The 18,908-nt window shown below is 63.7% G+C and carries 19 protein-coding genes; 16 read left to right on the top strand and 3 right to left on the bottom strand.

Annotated features, from left to right (window positions below; translation table 11 throughout):
• Positions 1-73: 73 nt before the first annotated feature.
• The 11 genes from ACVWYF_RS09755 to ACVWYF_RS09705 all read left to right on the top strand — a co-directional run bounded on the left by ACVWYF_RS09755 (position 74) and on the right by ACVWYF_RS09705 (position 10,720).
• Positions 74-931: an ABC transporter ATP-binding protein gene (locus ACVWYF_RS09755; protein ID WP_457067243.1), complete on the top strand. Its 858-nt coding sequence runs from the start codon at positions 74-76 to the stop codon at positions 929-931.
• Positions 915-1,691: a hypothetical protein gene (locus tag ACVWYF_RS09750; RefSeq protein WP_457067241.1), complete on the top strand. Its 777-nt coding sequence runs from the start codon at positions 915-917 to the stop codon at positions 1,689-1,691. Before ACVWYF_RS09755 ends, ACVWYF_RS09750 begins: the two co-directional genes overlap by 17 nt.
• Positions 1,692-1,703: 12 nt before the next feature.
• Positions 1,704-2,093: a GntR family transcriptional regulator gene (locus ACVWYF_RS09745; protein WP_457067239.1), complete on the top strand. Its 390-nt coding sequence runs from the start codon at positions 1,704-1,706 to the stop codon at positions 2,091-2,093.
• Positions 2,093-2,818 carry a hypothetical protein gene (locus tag ACVWYF_RS09740; RefSeq protein ID WP_457067237.1) on the top strand — a complete coding sequence of 242 codons (726 nt, stop codon included), beginning with the start codon at positions 2,093-2,095 and terminating at the stop codon, positions 2,816-2,818. Before ACVWYF_RS09745 ends, ACVWYF_RS09740 begins: the two co-directional genes overlap by 1 nt.
• Before the next feature lie 7 nt (positions 2,819-2,825).
• On the top strand, positions 2,826-3,455 hold the full coding sequence (locus tag ACVWYF_RS09735; RefSeq protein ID WP_457067235.1) for a hypothetical protein: 630 nt from the start codon (positions 2,826-2,828) through the stop codon (positions 3,453-3,455).
• 121 nt (positions 3,456-3,576) lie between these two features.
• On the top strand, positions 3,577-5,304 hold the full coding sequence (gene poxB / locus ACVWYF_RS09730; RefSeq protein WP_457067233.1) for a ubiquinone-dependent pyruvate dehydrogenase: 1,728 nt from the start codon (positions 3,577-3,579) through the stop codon (positions 5,302-5,304).
• A gap of 153 nt (positions 5,305-5,457) precedes the next feature.
• On the top strand, positions 5,458-6,291 hold the full coding sequence (locus tag ACVWYF_RS09725; protein ID WP_457067231.1) for a transglutaminase-like domain-containing protein: 834 nt from the start codon (positions 5,458-5,460) through the stop codon (positions 6,289-6,291).
• Between the two features lie 297 nt (positions 6,292-6,588).
• Positions 6,589-7,632, top strand: coding sequence for an aldo/keto reductase (locus ACVWYF_RS09720; RefSeq protein ID WP_457067228.1), 1,044 nt, complete (start codon positions 6,589-6,591; stop codon positions 7,630-7,632).
• Positions 7,633-7,731: 99 nt separating this feature from the next.
• Positions 7,732-8,724, top strand: coding sequence for an aldo/keto reductase (locus ACVWYF_RS09715; protein ID WP_457067225.1), 993 nt, complete (start codon positions 7,732-7,734; stop codon positions 8,722-8,724).
• A 141-nt stretch (positions 8,725-8,865) separates the two neighbouring features.
• Positions 8,866-9,753, top strand: coding sequence for an alpha/beta hydrolase family protein (locus ACVWYF_RS09710; protein ID WP_457067223.1), 888 nt, complete (start codon positions 8,866-8,868; stop codon positions 9,751-9,753).
• Between the two features lie 46 nt (positions 9,754-9,799).
• Positions 9,800-10,720 (top strand): helix-turn-helix domain-containing protein, encoded by a 921-nt coding sequence (locus ACVWYF_RS09705; protein WP_457067221.1) that lies wholly within the window; start codon positions 9,800-9,802, stop codon positions 10,718-10,720.
• A gap of 172 nt (positions 10,721-10,892) precedes the next feature.
• On the opposite strand, the gene ACVWYF_RS09700 is transcribed toward ACVWYF_RS09705, so the two are convergent.
• Both ACVWYF_RS09700 and ACVWYF_RS09695 read right to left on the bottom strand, forming a co-directional pair.
• Complete coding sequence (locus ACVWYF_RS09700; protein ID WP_457067219.1) at positions 10,893-11,474, bottom strand: redoxin domain-containing protein; 582 nt, start codon at positions 11,472-11,474, stop codon at positions 10,893-10,895.
• A 43-nt stretch (positions 11,475-11,517) separates the two neighbouring features.
• On the bottom strand, positions 11,518-12,198 hold the full coding sequence (locus tag ACVWYF_RS09695; RefSeq protein WP_457067216.1) for a 4'-phosphopantetheinyl transferase superfamily protein: 681 nt from the start codon (positions 12,196-12,198) through the stop codon (positions 11,518-11,520).
• 107 nt (positions 12,199-12,305) lie between these two features.
• Here ACVWYF_RS09695 and ACVWYF_RS09690 point away from each other — a divergent pair, with 107 nt between their 5' ends.
• The 3 genes from ACVWYF_RS09690 to folB all read left to right on the top strand — a co-directional run bounded on the left by ACVWYF_RS09690 (position 12,306) and on the right by folB (position 14,963).
• Entirely contained in the window at positions 12,306-13,232 is a 927-nt protein-coding gene (locus ACVWYF_RS09690; protein ID WP_457067214.1) for a WD40 repeat domain-containing protein, read from the top strand.
• Positions 13,233-13,327: 95 nt separating this feature from the next.
• On the top strand, positions 13,328-14,401 hold the full coding sequence (locus ACVWYF_RS09685) for a DivIVA domain-containing protein (RefSeq protein ID WP_457067212.1): 1,074 nt from the start codon (positions 13,328-13,330) through the stop codon (positions 14,399-14,401).
• A 190-nt stretch (positions 14,402-14,591) separates the two neighbouring features.
• A complete protein-coding gene (folB, locus tag ACVWYF_RS09680) occupies positions 14,592-14,963 on the top strand; it encodes a dihydroneopterin aldolase (protein WP_457067210.1) in 372 nt (123 codons plus the stop codon).
• On the opposite strand, the gene ACVWYF_RS09675 is transcribed toward folB, so the two are convergent.
• Positions 14,926-15,615 carry a hypothetical protein gene (locus tag ACVWYF_RS09675; RefSeq protein WP_457067208.1) on the bottom strand — a complete coding sequence of 230 codons (690 nt, stop codon included), beginning with the start codon at positions 15,613-15,615 and terminating at the stop codon, positions 14,926-14,928. The genes folB and ACVWYF_RS09675 overlap by 38 nt on opposite strands.
• A 175-nt stretch (positions 15,616-15,790) precedes the next feature.
• On the opposite strand from ACVWYF_RS09675, the gene ACVWYF_RS09670 reads away from it, so the two are divergent.
• Together ACVWYF_RS09670 and ACVWYF_RS09665 are read left to right on the top strand one after the other, a co-directional pair.
• Positions 15,791-16,216 (top strand): BlaI/MecI/CopY family transcriptional regulator, encoded by a 426-nt coding sequence (locus ACVWYF_RS09670; protein WP_457067206.1) that lies wholly within the window; start codon positions 15,791-15,793, stop codon positions 16,214-16,216.
• Positions 16,203-18,863: a M56 family metallopeptidase gene (locus ACVWYF_RS09665; RefSeq protein ID WP_457067204.1), complete on the top strand. Its 2,661-nt coding sequence runs from the start codon at positions 16,203-16,205 to the stop codon at positions 18,861-18,863. The genes ACVWYF_RS09670 and ACVWYF_RS09665 overlap by 14 nt, the downstream gene beginning before the upstream one ends.
• The last annotated feature ends 45 nt before the right edge of the window (positions 18,864-18,908 follow it).

The following is an 18,908-nucleotide window of genomic DNA, read 5'->3' as shown; positions in this document are numbered from 1 at the left end:
ATTTGCGGGATTGGGGTTCCATGCTTTATGTTTGTAGTGTACTAGAACAATAATACACTAGACAGACACGCACATGGTCCGCATCCGCAACCTTCACTTTGGGTACGCCCGCAAGCGCCCCCTCTTCCAAAACCTGAGCCTGACGCTGGAGAGCGGGCACATCTACGGCCTGCTGGGCAAGAACGGGGCGGGAAAATCCACGCTGCTCAAGAACATGGTGGGGCTGGCTTTTCCGGATGGCGGCACTTGCGAGGTGCTGGGGCAGCCGGCGGCGCGGCGGCTGCCGGCCGTGCTGGCCGACCTGTTTTTTCTGCCCGAAGAAATCTACGTGCCGGCCGTCACGGCCGCCAAATTCGTGGCGCAGACGGCGGGCTTCTACCCGAAATTCGACCACGAGGCGCTGGGCCACTACCTCAGCGAGTTTGAGGTGCCGGCCCAAGCGGTGCTCACGGCCTTGAGCTTCGGACAGCAGAAGAAGTTCATGATTGCTTTCGCGCTGGCCGCCAACACCAGCCTGCTGGTGATGGACGAGCCCACCAACGGGCTGGATATTCCGAGCAAGGCGCAGTTCCGCAAGCTGCTGGCCACGGCCCTCACGGAGGAGCGCTGCCTCATCATTTCGACCCACCAGGTGCGCGATTTGGAGAGCCTGATTGATACCGTGGTGGTGCTGCACGGCCAGCGCATCGTGCTCAACGCCGACCTCGGCGAACTGGCCGAGCGGCTGACGTTTACGACGGTGCCGGAAGCGGGCAGTGCCGACCTCTACGCCGAAGAATCGGTGCGGGGCGCGCAGGTGATTCGGGCCAACCACGGCGGCGGGGCCGGCCGCGTCGATTTGGAACTGCTGTTCAATGCCCTGGTGGGGAATGCGCCCGCGCTGGCTGCTTACTTATCTCAAAATCAATCTATCCATGAGCCAGTTCTTTAGTTTCTCGCGCTTTGGGCGCTTGTTCAGTAAGCACACGACGGAGCACCTGGGGGGCTATCTGCTGGCCACGGGGGTGCTGCTGGGCGGCATTGGGCTGGTGCTGGGGTTCGTGGCCATTTCGTCGAGCCAGCCGGTAGTTCCGGATTTGCAGGGCGTCATCTTTGTGATGGGGCTGCTGGCGGCGGGCGCGTTTTTTACCAGCACCGTTTTCTCGTTTTATGGCGACCGGAAGCAGGCCACGGCGGCGCTGATGCTGCCGGCTTCGCACTGGGAAAAATACTTGGTGGGCTGGCTGTGTTCGGTGCCGCTGTTTATGGCGGTGTATGTGGGGTGCTTCTACCTGATTGATGCGCTGGTGGTGAGCCTGGAGGACTGGCACGGCAAAACGCCGGAGATGGTGCGCCTGTTCTCGAACGAGAGCAAGCTGTACTGGGCACTGGTGGGCTACGCGGTGGTGAATGCGGTGTTTTTGTGGGGCAGTATTTTCTTTCAGAAGCAGCAGTTTATCCGCACGGCGTTTGCGCTGTTGCTCGGCGGGGTGCTGGTGTCGCTGGCGAACATGCAGGTGGTGCAAGGGCTGATTGGGCGCGAAGTGAGCGGCGTGCTGCCCTTTGCGGGCATGAGCTTTCAGGAGGGCAAGGAGTGGTATTCGGTGAACCTGGAGCCGACGCAGAACAGCTGGTTTCTGCTGGTGCCAACGGGCATTATGCTGCTGGCCTGGGCGGCGGCCTACCTGCGGGTGACGGAGAAGCAGGTTTAAGAAAAGGAAACCATGGAATTCAAAGACAATGAGGCCATCTACCTGCAAATAGCCGGGTACGTGAGCGAGCTGATACTGCGCGGCAAGTGGCCGCCGGATAGCAAGATTCCGTCGGTGCGCGAGCTGGCAGGCGACTTGCAGGTGAACCCCAACACGGTGATGCGGACCTACGAGCTGCTGCAAAGCCAGGACGTGCTCTACAACAAGCGCGGCATCGGCTTTTTCGTGGCTGCGGCCGCCGTGGAGCAGGTGCAGGCTGCCCGCCGCGAGCGGTTTCTGAGCCAGGAATTGCCGGAGGTGTTCGGCACCATGCTGCTGCTCGGCATCGGGCTGCCGGAGGTGCAGCGCCGCTACGAGGACTTCAAAAATGCCCAACCCCAACCCATCAACGCCACCACCTGATGAAAACCAGTAATAAGCTTTTCGTGGCCGCCGTGGCCCTGGTGCTCGGTTCGCTGGCCACTTATGATGCTGCCCTGCGCGCCGAATACCGCACGGGTCACTACAAAGACCCGCTGCACAACTACGATGCGCTGGCTTTTCGCAACTTCGATAACGTGACGGTGCCGGCGGCCGGGGTGCTGAACGTGAAAATTGTGGCCGGGCCGTTCGGCGTGCATGTCAATAAGGAGGCTGCCGAGTTTGTGCATGTTTCGCAGCAGGGCGCGCGCCTCACCGTAGCCCTGGCGTACGGGAAGGAGTATAAGTGGCTGGGCCGCAACGATGCCGTGGTGATTTCCTGCCCCCGCCTCGCCGCGCTGGCCACCGAGGGCACCTATACCGTGGCTGGCCGGCCGCAGCTTGACCGGCTACAGGCCGGCGGCAATGTGCGGGTGCAGGGTTTTCGGCAGGACAGCCTGCGGCTGCAACAAGACCGCAGCAGTGAGATTGAGCTGAAAGGCAACACGCTGGGCTGGCTGGGGGCCACAGCCGGCACCCGCCCCGGCAGCGAACCCCACCTAGACATTGCGGCGGACAACCACATTCAGACGGCGGATTTGACCATCGGGCACCAGGGCCACCTCGAACTGGGCACGGCTATTCCGCGCCTGCGCTACCGGTTTTCGGACAGCACTTCGGTGGTGCTGACCGGGGCTGCGGCCCGCAGCCTGAATACCCCGAAATAGCGCTGCCATGACGCGCCAAACCCTGAAAAACGCGCTACTGGTACAGCTGGCCGTTATCTACACCCGGTATCTGGTGGGCGGCGCGTTTGTGTTTGCCAGTCTGATTAAAATCAAGGGGCACCGCTTCACGCAGATGGACGGCACGGTGGCCGGCCACAATCCGGGGTATTTCTTCGAGATGATGTACCAATCGGGGCTGTACTGGCAGTTTATTGGCGTGGCGCAGTGCGGGGCGGGGCTGCTGCTGCTCACGCAGCGCTTTGCCCTGCTGGGGGCGCTGGCCTACCTGAGCATCATGGCCAACATCTTTGTCATCACCATTTCCTACGACTTCGCGGGCACATCCGTCATCACCGGGCTCATGCTGCTGGCGGGCCTGCTGCTGCTGGCCTGGGACTGGAACCGCCTGCGCGTGGTGGTGAACCGGCCAGCCGAGTCCGAAACCACTTCGCCGCTGTTCGAAAGCCGGCTGTGGGAGGTGGTGGGGGTGGTGCTATTCGCCTTCACCGCCGGGTACCGGGCCTTCACCGACCGGTATAATATGCTGCTGTGGATGGGCGTATGCGTGCTGGTGGGCGTGGCGGGGCTGCTGCTGGCGTGGCGGCGGCACCGAAAAGCAGCACTTGTTGCGGCGTAGCGCGTACTACGACCAAGGATTAGCGAAATTAAAGTTCGCGCTACTCCCCCAAAGGCCCGGCAAGCACTGCCGGGCCTTTCTTTTTTGCGTAAAGCCTTCGACTCTCCAACCGCCGCCAGCCATGTCCAAAAAATCCGTAGCCGCAATTATTGTTGACACCCTCGTGGCCGCCGGCGTCAAGCGCGTCTTCGGCGTGGTGGGCGACTCGCTGAATGGCATCACCGACAACATCCGCACCCGCGCTGACATCGAATTCATTGCCGTGCGGCACGAGGAGGGCGGGGCCTTTGCGGCCGGGGCCGAGGCCCACCTCACCGGCGACCTGGCCGTGTGCGCCGGCTCCTGCGGGCCGGGCAATACCCACCTCATCAATGGCCTGTATGACTGCCACCGCAGCCGCGTGCCGGTGCTGGCCCTGGCCGCCCAGATTCCCAACGTGGAAATCGGCACGGGCTATTTCCAGGAAACCCACCCCGAGCGCCTGTTCCGCGAATGCAGCCACTTCTGCGAGCTGATTTCGGTGCCCGAGCAGGCCGTGCGGACCATCGAAAGCGCCGTGGCGGCGGCGCTGGGCCAGCGCGGCGTGGCCGTGGTGGTGCTGCCCGGCGATGTGGCCTACCTCGAAACCGAAGCGCCCGCCGTGCGCCTGCCCACCCACGGCCGCCGCAGCGCCCTGCGCCCTTCAGCAGCCGACATTAAGCAAGCCGCCGAGCTGCTGAACGCGGGCGAAAAGGTGACCATCCTGGCTGGCATCGGCTGCGCGGGGGCGCTCGATGAGCTGGTGCATACTGCCGCCGCCCTGCAAGCGCCCGTAGTACACGCGTTGCGCGGCAAGGAGCACGTCGAGCCCGGCAACCCTTACGACGTGGGCCTTACCGGCCTGCTGGGCATGCCCGCCGGCTACCACGCCCTGATGGACGCCGACACCATCCTGATGCTGGGCACCGACTTCCCGTACCGCCAGTTTTACCCCGAAAACGCCCGCGTAGTGCAGGTCGATAGCCGGCCCGAGAATATCGGGAGGCGCACCCGCGTCGAAATCGGCCTGGCCGGCGACGTGGCCGAAACCCTGCGCCAGCTACTCCCGCACCTCACGCCGCGCCCCGACCGCGCCCACCTCGAAGAAGCCCAGCAGCGCCACCGCAACGACGACGCCCACCTCGCCGAGCTGGCCACCGGCGAGGCCGGCGATACCAGCCTGCACCCCCAGCACGTAGCCCGCCTGCTGGACGAAATAGCCACCGAAAACGCCATTTTTACCTGCGACGTGGGCACGCCCACCATCTGGGCCGCCCGCTATTTGCACATGAATGGCAAGCGCCGGCTCATCGGCTCATTCGTGCATGGCAGCATGGCCAATGCCGTGTCGCAGGCCTACGGCGCGGCCTTAGTGGAGCCCGGCCGGCAGGTCATCGCCATGTGCGGCGATGGTGGCCTGGCCATGCTGCTGAGTGAATTGCTGACCATCCGCCAGCACAAAATTCCGGTCAAAATCATTGTCTTCAATAACTCGGCCCTCAGCTTCGTGGAGCTGGAAATGAAGGCCGCCGGCATCCTCGAATACGGCACCGAACTCGACAACCCCGATTTCGGCGCGCTGGCCACCGCCGCCGGCCTCAAGGGCTTCCGCGTGAGCGACCCCGCCCACCTGGAAAGCGTGCTGCGCGAAGCCCTGGCCCACGACGGCCCCGCGCTGGTGGACGCCGTGGTGAAGCGCCAGGAGCTGAGTATGCCGCCCAGCATCGAGCTGAAGCAGGCGCAGGGCTTCGGCCTGTATGCCCTGAAAGCGCTGATGAACGGCCGGGGCAGCGAGCTGCTGGAAGTGGCGAAAACCAACCTGTTTCGGTAGTAGCGCGGACTTTTAGTTCGCGTCCCCGCGCCGTTCGCAACCGTTGAAACGGCGCGGGGACGCGAACTAAAAGTCCGCGCTACAGAAACCCAAAAGGCCTTGCCGCGTGTTAAATTTGGCCTCGCAACCCTAGCGGCGGCATTTTCGCATCCAATGACCAATAAAGAAATCAAAGCCCTCATCTCGCTGCTCGACGACCCGGAAATCGCGCCGCAAATCCAGGATAAAATTCAGAACTTGGGCGAGAGCATTATTCCCTTTCTGGAGGAGTCGTGGGAGGAAACCCTCGACGGCCAGCAGCAGCAGCGGCTGGAGGATTTGATTCACCACCTGCAGTTTGAGGGCCTGCAGCAGCGCCTCAAAGTGTGGCGCGAAGCCGGGGCCACCGACCTGCTCGAAGGAATGTGGCTGCTGAACACCTACCAATACCCCGATGCCGACTACCAGGCCCTGAACCGCGCCATCGAGCAGCTCCGCTTTGAAACCTGGACGGCCCTGCGCCCCGAAATGCACCCCGCCGACCAGGTGCAGGCCCTGAACTACGTGATGTTCCGGACGCACAAGTTCGCGGCCAACACCCAGCATTTCCACTCGCCGGCCAACTCCATGCTCCAGCGCGTGATTGAAACCAAGCGCGGCAACCCGCTCACGCTGTGCGTCATTTACCTGCTGGTGGCCCAGCGCCTGAATCTGCCGGTGTTCGGGGTGAACCTGCCCAACCTGTTCGTGCTCACCTTCCGGCCCGAATTGCCGGGGGCCGAGCCGTTCTACATCAACTGCTACAACCGGGGCCTGGTGCTCTCGCGCACCGACATCGAGCACTACGTGGCCCAGCTCAACATCACGCCGAACCCCATTTTCTTCGAGCCCTGCTCGCACCTCGACATCGTGCGCCGCGCCATGCGCAACCTGCAAATGAGTTTCGAGCGGTTGCAGGAGCCGGTGAAAGCGGCCGAGGTCGCGTTGCTACTGAGCATTCTGGAATAAAAGCCCCAGGGGGGCGACATATCGGTAGTATCACCAGCAATTTTAGATTCTTAAAGTTCCAGCGGGGCGACATTCGTTGAGCGAGTGTCGCCCCGCTGGGGCTTTTGCAACTCAGGAAGCGGCAGTTTCTACCGATATGTCGCCCCGCTGGAGCTGTTCACGGTACTACTGCTGCGTTTTGTGTTGCAAAAACGGCGGTTTGTGTAGGCCCGGCCGCGCCCCGACCCAAGACCTTTGTGGGGTACTACCCGTTCAGTAGCCGAAGCACTTCCGCCTCGGCCTCAAACCCCTTCCCTGATGAAGCTCACCGATTTTCGCACCCTGGGCCGCTCCGGTCTGATGGTAAGCCCGCTGGCGCTGGGCACCATGACGTTTGGCACCCCGCGCTGGGGTTCGGGCGACGACGTGTCCGAAGCCGTTTTCAATGCTTACGTCGAGGCCGGCGGCAATTTCGTGGACACTGCCGACGTGTATTCGGGCGGCAAAAGCGAGGAAATGCTGGGCGGCTACATCGCCGGCCGCCGCCTGCGCGACCAAGTGGTGCTGGCCACCAAGTTCAGCTTCGGCGGGCAGGCCGGCAACCCCAACGTGGGCGGCAACGGTCGCAAAAACATTCATCGTGCGCTGGAAGGCTCCCTGCGCCGCCTCCAAACCGACTACGCCGACCTGTACTGGCTGCACGCCTACGACGGCGTGACGCCCGTGGAAGAAGTACTGCAAACCCTCGGCGACCTTGTGCGGGCCGGCCGCATCCGCTACTTCGGCTTCTCCAACGTGCCGGCCTGGTACACCACCAAAGCCGCCACGCTGGCTGCCGCCCACGGCGTGCCCGGCCCCGTGGCCCTGCAAATGGAGTATTCGCTGGTAGCCCGCCGCATCGAAGCCGAGCACGTACCCGCTGCCCTCGAAATGGGGCTGGGCATTACGCCGTGGAGCCCGCTGGCGGCTGGTTTCCTGGCCGGCAAGTACGAGCGGGAAGGCAGCGGGGCCAGCGGCGAAGGCCGCCTCACTGGGCCGAACCCCTTCGGCAACATGAAATTTACCGACCACAACTGGCGCGTGCTGGAGGCCTTGCGGCCCGTAACGGCGGAGCTGGGCCGGCCGCTGGCGCAGGTGGCGCTGGCCTGGGCCGCCGCGCAGCCCGGCATCACGTCGCTCATTGTAGGGGCCAGCAAGGTGGCGCAATTGCATGACAGCCTAGCCTCGCTCGAAATCCAACTCAGCCCCGCGCAGCTGCAAACGCTGGACGATGCCAGCATTCTGGACCCGTTTCAGGACCGGGTGTGGCCCATGCTGAAGCGCGCCGTGTTTGGCGGCGGCAGCGTGCAGGGCTGGCAGTAGCCGCGTTTTGTGTTGCAGAAACGGGGTTTTGTGTAGGCCCACCGGGGCGGGCGGGCCGGACCTTTGAGGTATTAAAACGTCACTAGAATAAACCGCAAAATGACAACCGAAATCAAACGAGTAGCCCTGGGCAGCCAGGGCCTGGAAGTGCCCGTGGAAGGCCTGGGCTGCATGGGCATGACGACCCTGGCCGGCATGAACGTGTATGGCGTGGCCGATGAAACGGAAAGCATTGCCACCATTCACCGGGCCCTGGAGCTGGGCGTGAACTTGCTGGACACGGCCGACCTTTACGGCCCGCTGCTGAACGAGCGGCTGGTAGGTAAGGCCATTGCCGGCCAGCGCGACAAATACTTAATCGCGACCAAATTCGGCTTCGAAATCGATGATAACGAGACGCTGACCTGGGGCTACAACGGCCGGCCCGACTACGTGCGCAAGGCCATCGAACGCTCACTCCGGAGCCTCGGCACCGACTACGTGGACCTGTATTACCTGCACCGCCTCGACCCCAACACGCCCATCGAGGACACCGTGGGGGCCATGAGCCGGCTGGTCGAAGAAGGCAAAGTGCGCTACATCGGCCTGTCCGAGGTTTCGGCCGATATTCTGCGCCGGGCGCACCAGGTGCATCCCATCACGGCCCTGCAAACCGAGTATTCGCTCTTCGACCGGGGCGTGGAAGAAGATGGCGTATTACAGGCTACCCGCGACATGGGCATCGGCTTCGTGGGCTATTCGCCACTGGGCCGGGGCTTCCTGTCGGGCGAGATTACAAAGTTTGAAGACTTTGACGCCTCCGATATTCGGCGCAACCTGCCCCGCTACCAGGGCGAGAACTTCAGCAAAAACCTGGCTTTGGTGGAGAAAGTGAAAGCTCTGGCCACCGCCAAAGGGTTTTCGGCCTCGCAACTGGCGCTGGCCTGGGTGCTGGCCCAAGGCGTGGTTGCTATTCCCGGTACCAAGCGCCGCAAGTACTTGGAGGAGAACGTGGCGGCCACCAATATTGCGCTTAGCGCGACGGAGTTAGCCGAACTGGAAGCTATTATGCCCGTGGGCAGCGCCGCCGGCGCAGCATATATGCCGGCTTGAGTCGCATAATCAACAGAACGTCATGGTTCGGGGTGCGTCCGCTGCCCCGAACTATGATAGTTGGTGCAACTGAAGCTTTCGCTGCCTCAATAGCGGCTAAGTTTACCACTTAGCAACGGTGCTCACCAACCAATCCAAACCATGCCCGATTTTGTAGGCTGCCGCACCCTGGAAATTACCGATGCCGCTTTGGGCCTGACCTTCCCGCTACTCGTGCTGTACCCCAGCAGCATCCCCGGCCAGCCCGAAACCATTGGCCCTTATGCCCTTGATGTCGCACTGGATGCGCCCATCAAGCCCGGTCCTTTTCCACTGGTGCTGATTTCGCACGGCACCGGTGGCTCGCCGCTCACGCACCGGCTGCTGGCGCATTCGTTGGCCCGCCACGGCTTCGTGGTGGGCCTGCCGCGCCATCACGCCAACCACCGCGACGACAACTCCTGGCACAACACGCCCAATAACCTCGTGGCCCGGCCGCGCCACCTCAGCCTGGCTATTGACGGGCTGTTGGCGGAATTCGGGGCAAATCTGCGGCCCGATGGGGTGGCCGTAATCGGACATTCGCTGGGCGGCTACACGGCCCTGGCGCTGGCCGGCGGGCGGCCGGGTTCGCTCCCGCACGAACACGCGGATGGCACGCCGCAGCCCATCGCCACCACGCCCGATGCGCGGGTGCGGGCGCTGGTGCTGCTGGCCCCGGCCACCGTGTGGTACCGGGCGGCGGAGGCCTTGCGCGACATGCGGGTGCCCATCCTGCTGCTGATGGGCGAAAAGGACGAATGGACGCCCGGGTTCCACGCCCAAATCGTGCTCAACGGCGTGACCGACCGGCAACAGGTGCAGCACCGCGTCATCGAAAACGCCGGCCATTATTCGTTCCTGAGCCCGTTTTTGCCGGAGCGCACCGGCCCGGCCTTTCCGCCCTCGCAGGACCCGCCGGGGTTCGACCGGGCGCAGTTTCAGCAGAAATTACAAGCCGAAATTCTGGCGTTTTTAGTGCAGCAATTGCCGCTTTCCGCTGCTAATTAACAGAAGGCCGGTGCAGCATGACAGGAGGGAAAAACAAATTAATTTTATGAAACAGCCCGCCATCGACATCCGCGTACTGGAAACCGTCACGGATTATACCCGGATGTGCGGGCTGCCCGCGCCGGCCCACCCGCTGCTTACCGTCATCGACCTGGAGCAGACCCGGGGCAATGTGCTGCCCGAAAAGCTGACGTCGGTAGTGCAGCACTTCTACACGGTCTGGGTCAAGAAAAACCTCAAGGGCAAGGTGCATTACGGCCACCAGTCCTACGATTTTGGCGAGGGCGTGATGGGGTTTCAGGCCCCCGGGCAGGTGTTTGCCATTGACGGGACGCTGGATATTTCCCAAATCAGCGGCTGGATGGTGGTGTTTCATCCCGACCTGCTGCGCAAGTACCCGCTGGGCCAAAAAATTCTCGGCTATGGCTTCTTCTCCTACGCCGTACACGAGGCCCTGCACCTCTCGGCCCAGGAGGAAACGGCCCTGGATGCGCTGCTGAATAATATCCGGGCCGAATACGGGCGGCCCATTGATGCCTTCAGCCAGGACGTACTGGTGTCGCAGCTCGACGTGCTGCTCAATTACGCCAACCGTTTCTACCACCGCCAGTTCCTCACCCGCCGCAGCCCCGAGCACGACCTGCTCAGCCGCTTCGAAGCCCAGCTAACCAACTACTTCGCCGTCGATATTGAGCAGCCGCTGCCCACCGTGCAGCACTTCGCCGATGCGCTCAACGTGTCGCCCGCCTACCTCAGCGACATGCTGCGCACCCTCACCGGCCAAACCACCCAGCAGCACCTCCACCAGGCCCTCATCGAGAAAGCCAAGCGCCTGCTGCTCACCACCTCACTCACCATCAACGAAACCGCGTTTCAGCTCGGGTTCGAGTACCCGCAGTATTTCACCCGCCTTTTCAAAAGCAAAACCGGGCTCACGCCGGCGGCTTTTAGGTTTTCGGCGCAGTAAGTGGGCATCGTCTGAACGATGTAGAGGCATTGGTTAATTGACAAGCCTGTTTTAATACGAAAACCCCCGATACTGTGCAGTATCGGGGGTTTTCACATCTTAGGGGTTAGGCAGATGGCCGCGCTCCGTCTCGGCATGATGCGCAGAATGCGGCACTCGCGATGACGGGCGACTACCGCTTAATCAAACACCCGGCGGCCCGCTTGTCGGCCACGCCGGCGGGCCGGCCGGCCAGCACGTTATCCAGCACTTGCTTCAGGTAAGGCTGCTGCACGCTGCCGGCCACCTGCGGATTGTCGTCGATGGCCCCACGGTAGCGGACGGCAAAGCCGTTGCCGGCGGGCTCCAGCACCACGGCCTCGGCGGTTTTGGTCACGCCGAGCAGGCCGGCCACCTGCTGGCTGGCATCGGTGAGGGTGGGCAGCTCGACTTCGCCGGGGGCGGCGGTGCCGGGTGCGTCGAGGTTGATGGGCACGTTGATGAACAGGAACTGCACGCCCCGGCCCCGGTAGGCGCTGCTGAGCGAGGCCAGCCGCTCCTGGTAGAGGCGCGAAAAGGCGCAGGCCGGGTTCAGAAATACCACCACCACGGCCTTGTCCTTGGCGTAGCTTTTGAGGGCGACATCGGCGTTGGCGGCAGTTTTCAGGGTGAAATCAGAAACGGTGCCGCCGGCCTGGGCGCGGGCCACGCCCACGGCGAGGGTCACGGCCAGCAGGGCCACGGCGGTAAGAATAGAAATGCGACGGAAAGACATAGCGGTAAGGTAAGACAAAACGGCGCGGCGCAAGGGCTCGCGGCTACCCGGCGGGTTCGTGGCAATAGGTAAGCACGTAGCCGGGCGCGGGTTGGGTATAGCAAATGCGGTGCCGGGTCTGGGCACCGCCCAACACCAGCGTGGCGGGAATTTCGCCGGCTTCCTGCGGGCTAAATTCGTGCAGCAACAGCTGTTGGCGGAAAATAATGCCCCGCTGGGCCGCCAGCTTGTAGAGCGTTTCCTTGGCGCTCCAGAGCAGGGTGTAGTGGGCGGGGCCGTCGGGCACGGCCTGGGCGGCGGCCCACTCCTGGGCGGCCAGAAACTTGCTGGCCAAGCGCTGCGCCTTGTCGCGGATGATTTCGACATCAACCCCCACCCGGCCGCCCTGGCTCAGCAACGCCGCCACCCAGCTGCCGGAGTGCGACAGCGACACCGTGAGGCCCACGCTCGCCGCGATGCCTGCCAGCCAGGGCCGTCCGGTGGCATCGTTCCGCACCACCAGCGGGGGATGGTGCATGGGCAGTATTTCCGTCATCAGGGCGTGAACGAGCACCCGGCCCGCCAGCCACTGCGCCTTGCGGACCTCATCGGCCGTCGCCGGCCGGAGCTGTCGGTACGCGGCCTTCTGCGGCAATAAAAACCACAAATCGGTGGGCGTTTCGGTGAGGTGCCAGAGGCCCAGCACGGCGGTAGGGGAGAGGCGCTGGATGGAGTGCAGGGGCATTTTGGGAGCGGGGAGTGGGAAACGAGAGGTGGCCAAGAACGCCAGATGAGCATGACGTTCTTTTAGCGGCTGCACAGCTACTACAAAGCTACCTTTGCCGCACCCGTATGTCCGAAATCTTCCGCCCGCCCGTTACCCGAATGGCCACCCTCGCCGGCCACCGCGATGCTGTGTACGCCCTCACGGGCGGCCCTGGCAGCCAGGTTTTCTCCGGCAGCGCCGACGGCATGGTGGTGGGCTGGGACGCCGCCGAACCCGCCCGCGACGGCGAGCTGCTGGCCCGCGTCGAGAATTCGGTGTATGCCCTGCGCCACCTGCCGGAGTTGGATTTGCTGGTGCTGGGGCACAATTTCCAGGGCATTCAGGCCATTGATTTAAATCAAAAGCAACTGGCCCACGCCACGGCCCTGCCGCCGGTAGCCATCTTCGAAATCGTGTTTTCGCCCAGTCGGCAGCGGCTTTATGCGGGGCTGGCCGATGGCACGCTGGCGGTGCTGCGCCTGCCCGATTTCCGACTGGAAAAGCTGCTGCGCATCACCGATAAGAGCCTGCGCACCCTGGCCCTGCACGAAGGCCGCAACGAGCTGGTCATCGGCAGTTCCGACCACCTCACCCGCGTGCTCGACCTAGACTCGCTGGAAACCAAATTCACCCTTGCCGAAAGCACCAATTCGGTGTTCTCCGTGGCTTTTTCGCCCGATGGCGCGCACCTGCTCACGGCCGGCCGCGATGCCCAGATTCGGCGCTGGGACGTGGCCGCCGGCTACGCCCTGGCCGACACCGTGCCGGCCCACATGTACACCATCAACCACCTGGCCTTTAGCCCCGATGGCCGCTACCTGGCCTCGTGCAGCCTCGATAAAAGCATCAAGCTCTGGGACGCGGCCACGCTCACGCTGCTGCGCGTCCTGGACCGGACCCGCGCCGCCGGCCACGGCACCTCGGTGAACCGGCTGGTTTGGCCGGGCAACCAAAACCGGCTAGTTTCGTGTAGCGACGACCGCAGCCTGGCCGTTTGGGAATTAGGCGCGTAGCTGTGGGCGGTTCTTTGTCAGTTTTCGGGGATAAAAATGCCTGATTCCTGCTTCTGATTCGAACTGCCTGCCACGAATAACTGACAACTGAAAAAATGAAACTCACCGCGCTCGATATCCGCCAGAAAACGTTTGAAAAATCCTTTCGGGGGGTTGATAGGGACGAAGTACAGGCGTTTTTAACCACCGTTTCGCAGCAGTGGGAGCGCATGGGCGACGAAAACCGTGAGCTGCGCCTCAAACTTGAGCACGCCCAGCACGACGTACAGAAGATGCGCGAAGTGGAAAGCAGCCTCTACCGCACCCTCAAAACGGCTGAGGACACCGGCAACAATATCACCGAGCAGGCCCAGCGCGATGCCGACCTGCGCATCCGCGAAGCCCAGTTTCAGGCCGAAAGCATCCTCAGCGAAGCCCGCCAGCGCGCCCGCGAAGTGGTGGACGGTGCCTACCAGCAGGCCGAAAAAACGGTGTCCGACATGCAGCGCGAAGTGGGCGGCCTGGGCCAGGAGTGCCAGCGCCTGGAGCAGCAGCTCGACGGCCTCGTGCGCGACCTGCACCACTTGGCCTCGGATGCGCTGGATAAAGTGGAAAAAGCCCGCAACCGGCCCAAAGGGGGCACGGCGGCCATCCTTTCGCGCGCGGCCCGCGTACAGGTAGAGCGGCCCAAGGAAGCCGCCGCCGAACCCACGTCCGAAACCCCTGCCGCCATGCAAGTCACCTCCACTGCCGCTGTTTCATCGGCCTCGGCCGTAGCCGCCGCCACACCTGTTTCGTTTGCGCCCACGTTGTTGGGCCGCTCCGAAGAAACCCTGGAGCGCGCAGCCCAGACCACCGGCTACAACCCCAAGCCCGGCCAGCAGCCCGACCCCGGTGCCCCCGCCCAGAACCCGCACCCCGAAATTGAGCGGCCCGGTGCTCCGGCCGAAAACCCCGGCATCGCGCCCGCCCCGCACATCGACCCGCCCGCGCCTTCGCAGGTGCCCGAGCCTAACCCGCCCTACGTGCAGCCGCCTTCGCCCGATATCCAGCCGGTGACTCCTAACCATCCCGAAATCAACCAGCCCTCGCCCGTTACGCATCCCGGTCAGCCCGGCATGGCGGCGGTAGCTGCTGCTGCTCCGGCCGAAGCAGTTGTGGCGGAGAAGTCATTCTTTGATGAAATTTAACCCCGGATTTATCGGATTCTGCAGTCGATTAACAACCGTTGTTCAATTGACAAACCGGAAAGCCCGCCCTTGTGGTGGGCTTTCCTGGTTTTACAGGGCAACCTTTGCGCGTTAGTTAGCGGCCCCACCTTATTGCCGGCGGCCGCTTGCCAGCTACGCTCACCAATTCATCACCTCATCACCACACCGCATGGGCCAGATTGCACTCGAAGGCATGGAGTTTTTCGCCTTTCACGGCTATTACGACGAAGAACAGAAAATAGGAAATAAGTACGGGGTGGACCTGTACATCAAAACCGATTTGCTGGCCGCCGGCGAGTCCGACAAGCTCCAGCAGACGGTGAACTATGAGGTGCTTTACCGCCTGGTGGCCGAGGAAATGCGCGCCCCCGCCCGCTTGCTGGAACACGTCGCCCACCGCGTGCTCGACCGCATTATGGCCGAGCTGCCGCACGTGCGGAAGGTCCGTATCAGCGTCAGCAAGTTCAACCCGCCACTGGGCGGCATCTGCCACCGCGCCCGCGTCACGCTGGTGAAGCGCCGGAAGGAGGCGCAGGCCTGATGCCCGCCACCTGGGCCTGAAACAGCGCCTGGGCCCGGCTGAAATCGGCGGGCCGCTTATCGGTGCTGATGAGGCCGAACAGCTCGTCGCGCAGCACATCGGCCCGCGTGATGACGGAGCCGTCGCCTTCTTTGGGGTCGGGCAGGTGGTAGAGCCTGCGCAGGGCGGTGAGGGCGTGCGTGCGTACCAGAAAATGGCGGTTGGCTAGTAGCGCCAGCAGCTGGGTGGGTAGGCGAGGGTCGAGTTGGGCGAGCGTGAAAAAAGCGCCTAGTCCAATGACGATTTCAAAAAGCTGATACTCGGTGAGCCTGGGGCTGCGTAACAGCGCCAGAACCTGGTCCGCATCGAGGGCGGCGGGGTCGATGTGGGCAATGGCTTGCAGAGCATACATGCCCAGGCGGCCCAGGTTGGCGTGCAGCAGGGGCAGGGCGGCGGCGGTGCGCAGGTGGCCCAGCCCAATGGGCACGCGCGGGTCGGCAAGGCCAGTGCGCAGGTCGGCGCAGAGCTCGGCTTCGGCGGTGAGGCGGTCGGCGGGGGATAGGGCATCAAGGACCGTGAGGTCGGCGTCGTAGCCATCGTGCCAGCCCATGTAGTGGTCGTAGGGGCCGAAGTAGGCGAGGCGAAAGTCAACGAGCGACCCGGTGGCAGGCATCAACGAAAGCGGAAAACAACGGACAAAAACCGGGTATAAAAATAAAGCGCTGACTAACAGGATTTTATTTTAAATTACGAATTATTTCGTAGGTGTTTCTTGTAACTACGAATATGTTCGTATAATCTTTGCCTCATCCTACGAAATAATTCGTAGTAACCTCGTATCTTTCGACATGAGCAAAGCACCGCCCCCCAAACCTACGGATTCCGAGTTGGAAATCCTGCATGTGCTCTGGCAGCACGGCCCCGCCACCGTGCGGGCCATCAACGACCACCTGAGCCTGCGCCGCCAAGTGGAGGTGGGCTACACCACCACGCTCAAGATTTTGCAGCTGATGTTGGAAAAGGCCCTGGTGCGGCGCGACGATGCCGACCGCAGCCATGTGTACCGGGCCGCGGTGCGTGAGCAGGAAACCCAGGGGCTGCTGCTCGACAAGTTCGTGGACGCTACTTTCGGCGGCTCGGCGATGAAGCTGGTGATGCAGGCCCTGGGTAGCCGCCAGACCTCGGCCGACGAGCTGGCCCAAATCCGCCGCTTGCTGAATGACATTGAAATCCAGAATTCCACTCCTAATTCCGACGACGATGACCACGCTTGAGCAATTCGTTTCGCCCGCACTCACGCGGGCTCTGGGCTGGACCTTGCTGCACTCGCTGTGGCAGGGCGCGCTGGTGGCGGCCGTGCTGGCCGGGGCGCTGCTGCTGCTGCGCCGGCAGCGGGCCGAAGTGCGCTACGCGGCCTCGGCCGGGGCGCTGGGCGTAGTGGTGGCGCTGGCTGGCATCACGTTTGGGCTGTATTTTAATTCGAGCCCGACGCAGAATGCCTTGTTGAGTCCGGGCACCGTGGAAACGCAACCGACAATGCCACTAAGGCAGATGGAAACTTCTGCGGCGGGTGTTTCAGCAGCTTTAAAAGCAACAGGAAATACGGTAACCGCTGCTGCAAATACGGTGCATTTGCGCCTGGTTGCAACTGCGGCCGGGAGCCCCACTGCCCGGCCGTCGACGTCTGGGTGGCTGGCTACCGGCCTGCGGTATTTTGATAATAACCTGCCGCTGCTGGTGGTGGCGTGGCTGTTGGGCCTGCTGGCCATGAGCCTGCGGATGCTGGGCGGCCTGCTCTATGTACAGCGGCTGCGCAACTACCGGGTGCGCCCGCTATCGGCGGCGTGGCAGGAGCGGCTGGCCGCGCTGGCCGCCCGCAGCGGCGTGAAGCGGCCGGTGGCGCTGCTGGAGTCGGCGCTGGTGCGGGTGCCGCTGGTGGTGGGCCACTTGCGGCCCGTGATTCTGCTGCCGCTGGGCACGGTGGCGGGCTTGTCGCCGGCTTGCCTGGAAGCTATTCTGGCGCACGAGCTGGCCCACGTATTGCGCCGCGACTACCTCGTGAACCTGCTGCAAACCGTGGCCGAAGTACTGTTTTTCTACCATCCGGCCGTGTGGTTTATGGCCAACTGCGTGCGTACCGAGCGCGAAAACTGCTGCGACGATACCGCCACGGCCCTCGTGGGCGGCGACCCGCTCCGGCTGGCCCGCGCCCTTACGGCCCTGGCCGAGTGGAGCCAGAGCGCCGTGGTGCCCGCTGCCCCGCGCCTCGCCCTAGCCGCGATGAACCGGCCCGGTGCCCTGCTGCTGCGAGTGCGCCGCCTGGTGCAGCGCCGCCCCGCGGCCCCCACGCTGGGCGAAGGCCTGCTGGCCGGCGCGCTGGTGCTGGGTGGGCTGGGCCTGCTGGGTAGCAGTGTGGCCTTGGCCGGCCCCTTAGCCAAAGCCACGCTGCCCACGGTGCGCCGCCTGATGCACCCGGCCCTGGCCAACAGCTTAGCACCACGCAGCCAACAGCCCCAGCCAACCGCCGCCTTCCCAACCGCCGCCGATACCATCCGTGATACTCGCCCCGCCGACCCCGGCACCGTGGTGATTACCCGCGACAAAAAAGGCCGGTTGACCAGCCTGATGGTGAACGGGCAGCCCGTGGCCGTGCCCACCGACAAGCCCTCGAAAGCCGAGCGCCGCGCCGGCCAGCAGGTAACGGTGGTGCCGGTGTCCGAAGCCGGCCCAGGGCGTCGCATTGTATACAGCACCCGCGTACTGGACCAGGCCGGCCGCGAGAACGACCGGGAAGGCCGCCGCCTGGATGACCACGCCCGTGAGCTAGACCGTGCCGGCCGCGAACTCGACAAAGCCGGTCGCAAGCTGGATAAGATGGGCCGCGAAATGGACCAGGAAGCCCGCAAGCTGGACCGCAAGAGCGGCACGTACACCTACGACAGCAACCGCCGCGCAGGGGACATCAACAGCAATGTACACATCGACATTGACGACGCGGCCCTGGGCCAGCTCGTGACCAACGCCCTGAAGCTGGGCAACGTGGGCCTCAACATTGGCCTGCAAGCCGCCAGCCAGGGCCTCGACGAAGCCCGCCGCGCCCTCGAAACCACCCTGCGCGACCCCAGCCTCAGCGATGAGGCCCGCCGCGCTACCCGCGATGCCCTCACCGAGTTGCGCCAGGAGGAGCGCCACTCTTCCTCCCGCCAGAGCGCTGACCGGACCCAGGAGGCCCGCGACCGCCGCCAGGAACTCCAGGACCGCATTCGTGAGTCGCAGCAAGAGCTGCGGGACCTGGAGCAGGACCGCGCCGACCGTAGCCGGGACCAAGCCGACCGCAGCCGGGACCGCGCCGACCGCGACCGCGACCGCAACGACGCCCTGGTGAGCCAGATGCAGAAGGACGGCCTGCTGAAAGACCCCGACCACTACCAAATCAAGCTCACGGCCCGCGCCCTGGTGATTGACGGCAAGGAACAGTCGGCGAAGGTGTTTCAGAAATACCTGAAGCTGTACGAAAGCAATACCGGCCGCAAACTGACCGGCAACAACGCCATGGTGATAACCCGCAACAGCGACAGCAGCACCATCATCAACAACGATTTCGACGGACCTACGCCACCCCGCCCGCCGCGAGCGCCCCTCGCCCCGCGCATGGCCCCGCCCATGCCCCCGATGCCCCCGATAGCCGCCCCACCCGCGCCACCGGCCCCGCCCCGCGTGGACTCGGAAGAGCTGCGGAACGAACTGCGCAAGGATGGCATCATCGGCGCTGATGAGAAAAACCTCCAGTTCCAGCTCAACGCTGCGGGGCTGACGGTGAACGGCAAAAAGCAGTCGGACGAGCTGGCCGATAAGTACCGTAAGCTCACCGGCCACGCCGATGGCAAGACCTTCAACATGATGATTTCAACCCAGGAATAGGAAGCGAAGGGAAAGCGAAAAAGCTGGTTTTTCTCGCGGAAAACC

Source organism: Hymenobacter sp. UYAg731 (assembly GCF_054061335.1).
Note: the sequence above shows the minus strand (reverse complement) of the source record. Positions and strands in the feature narration are given on the sequence as shown.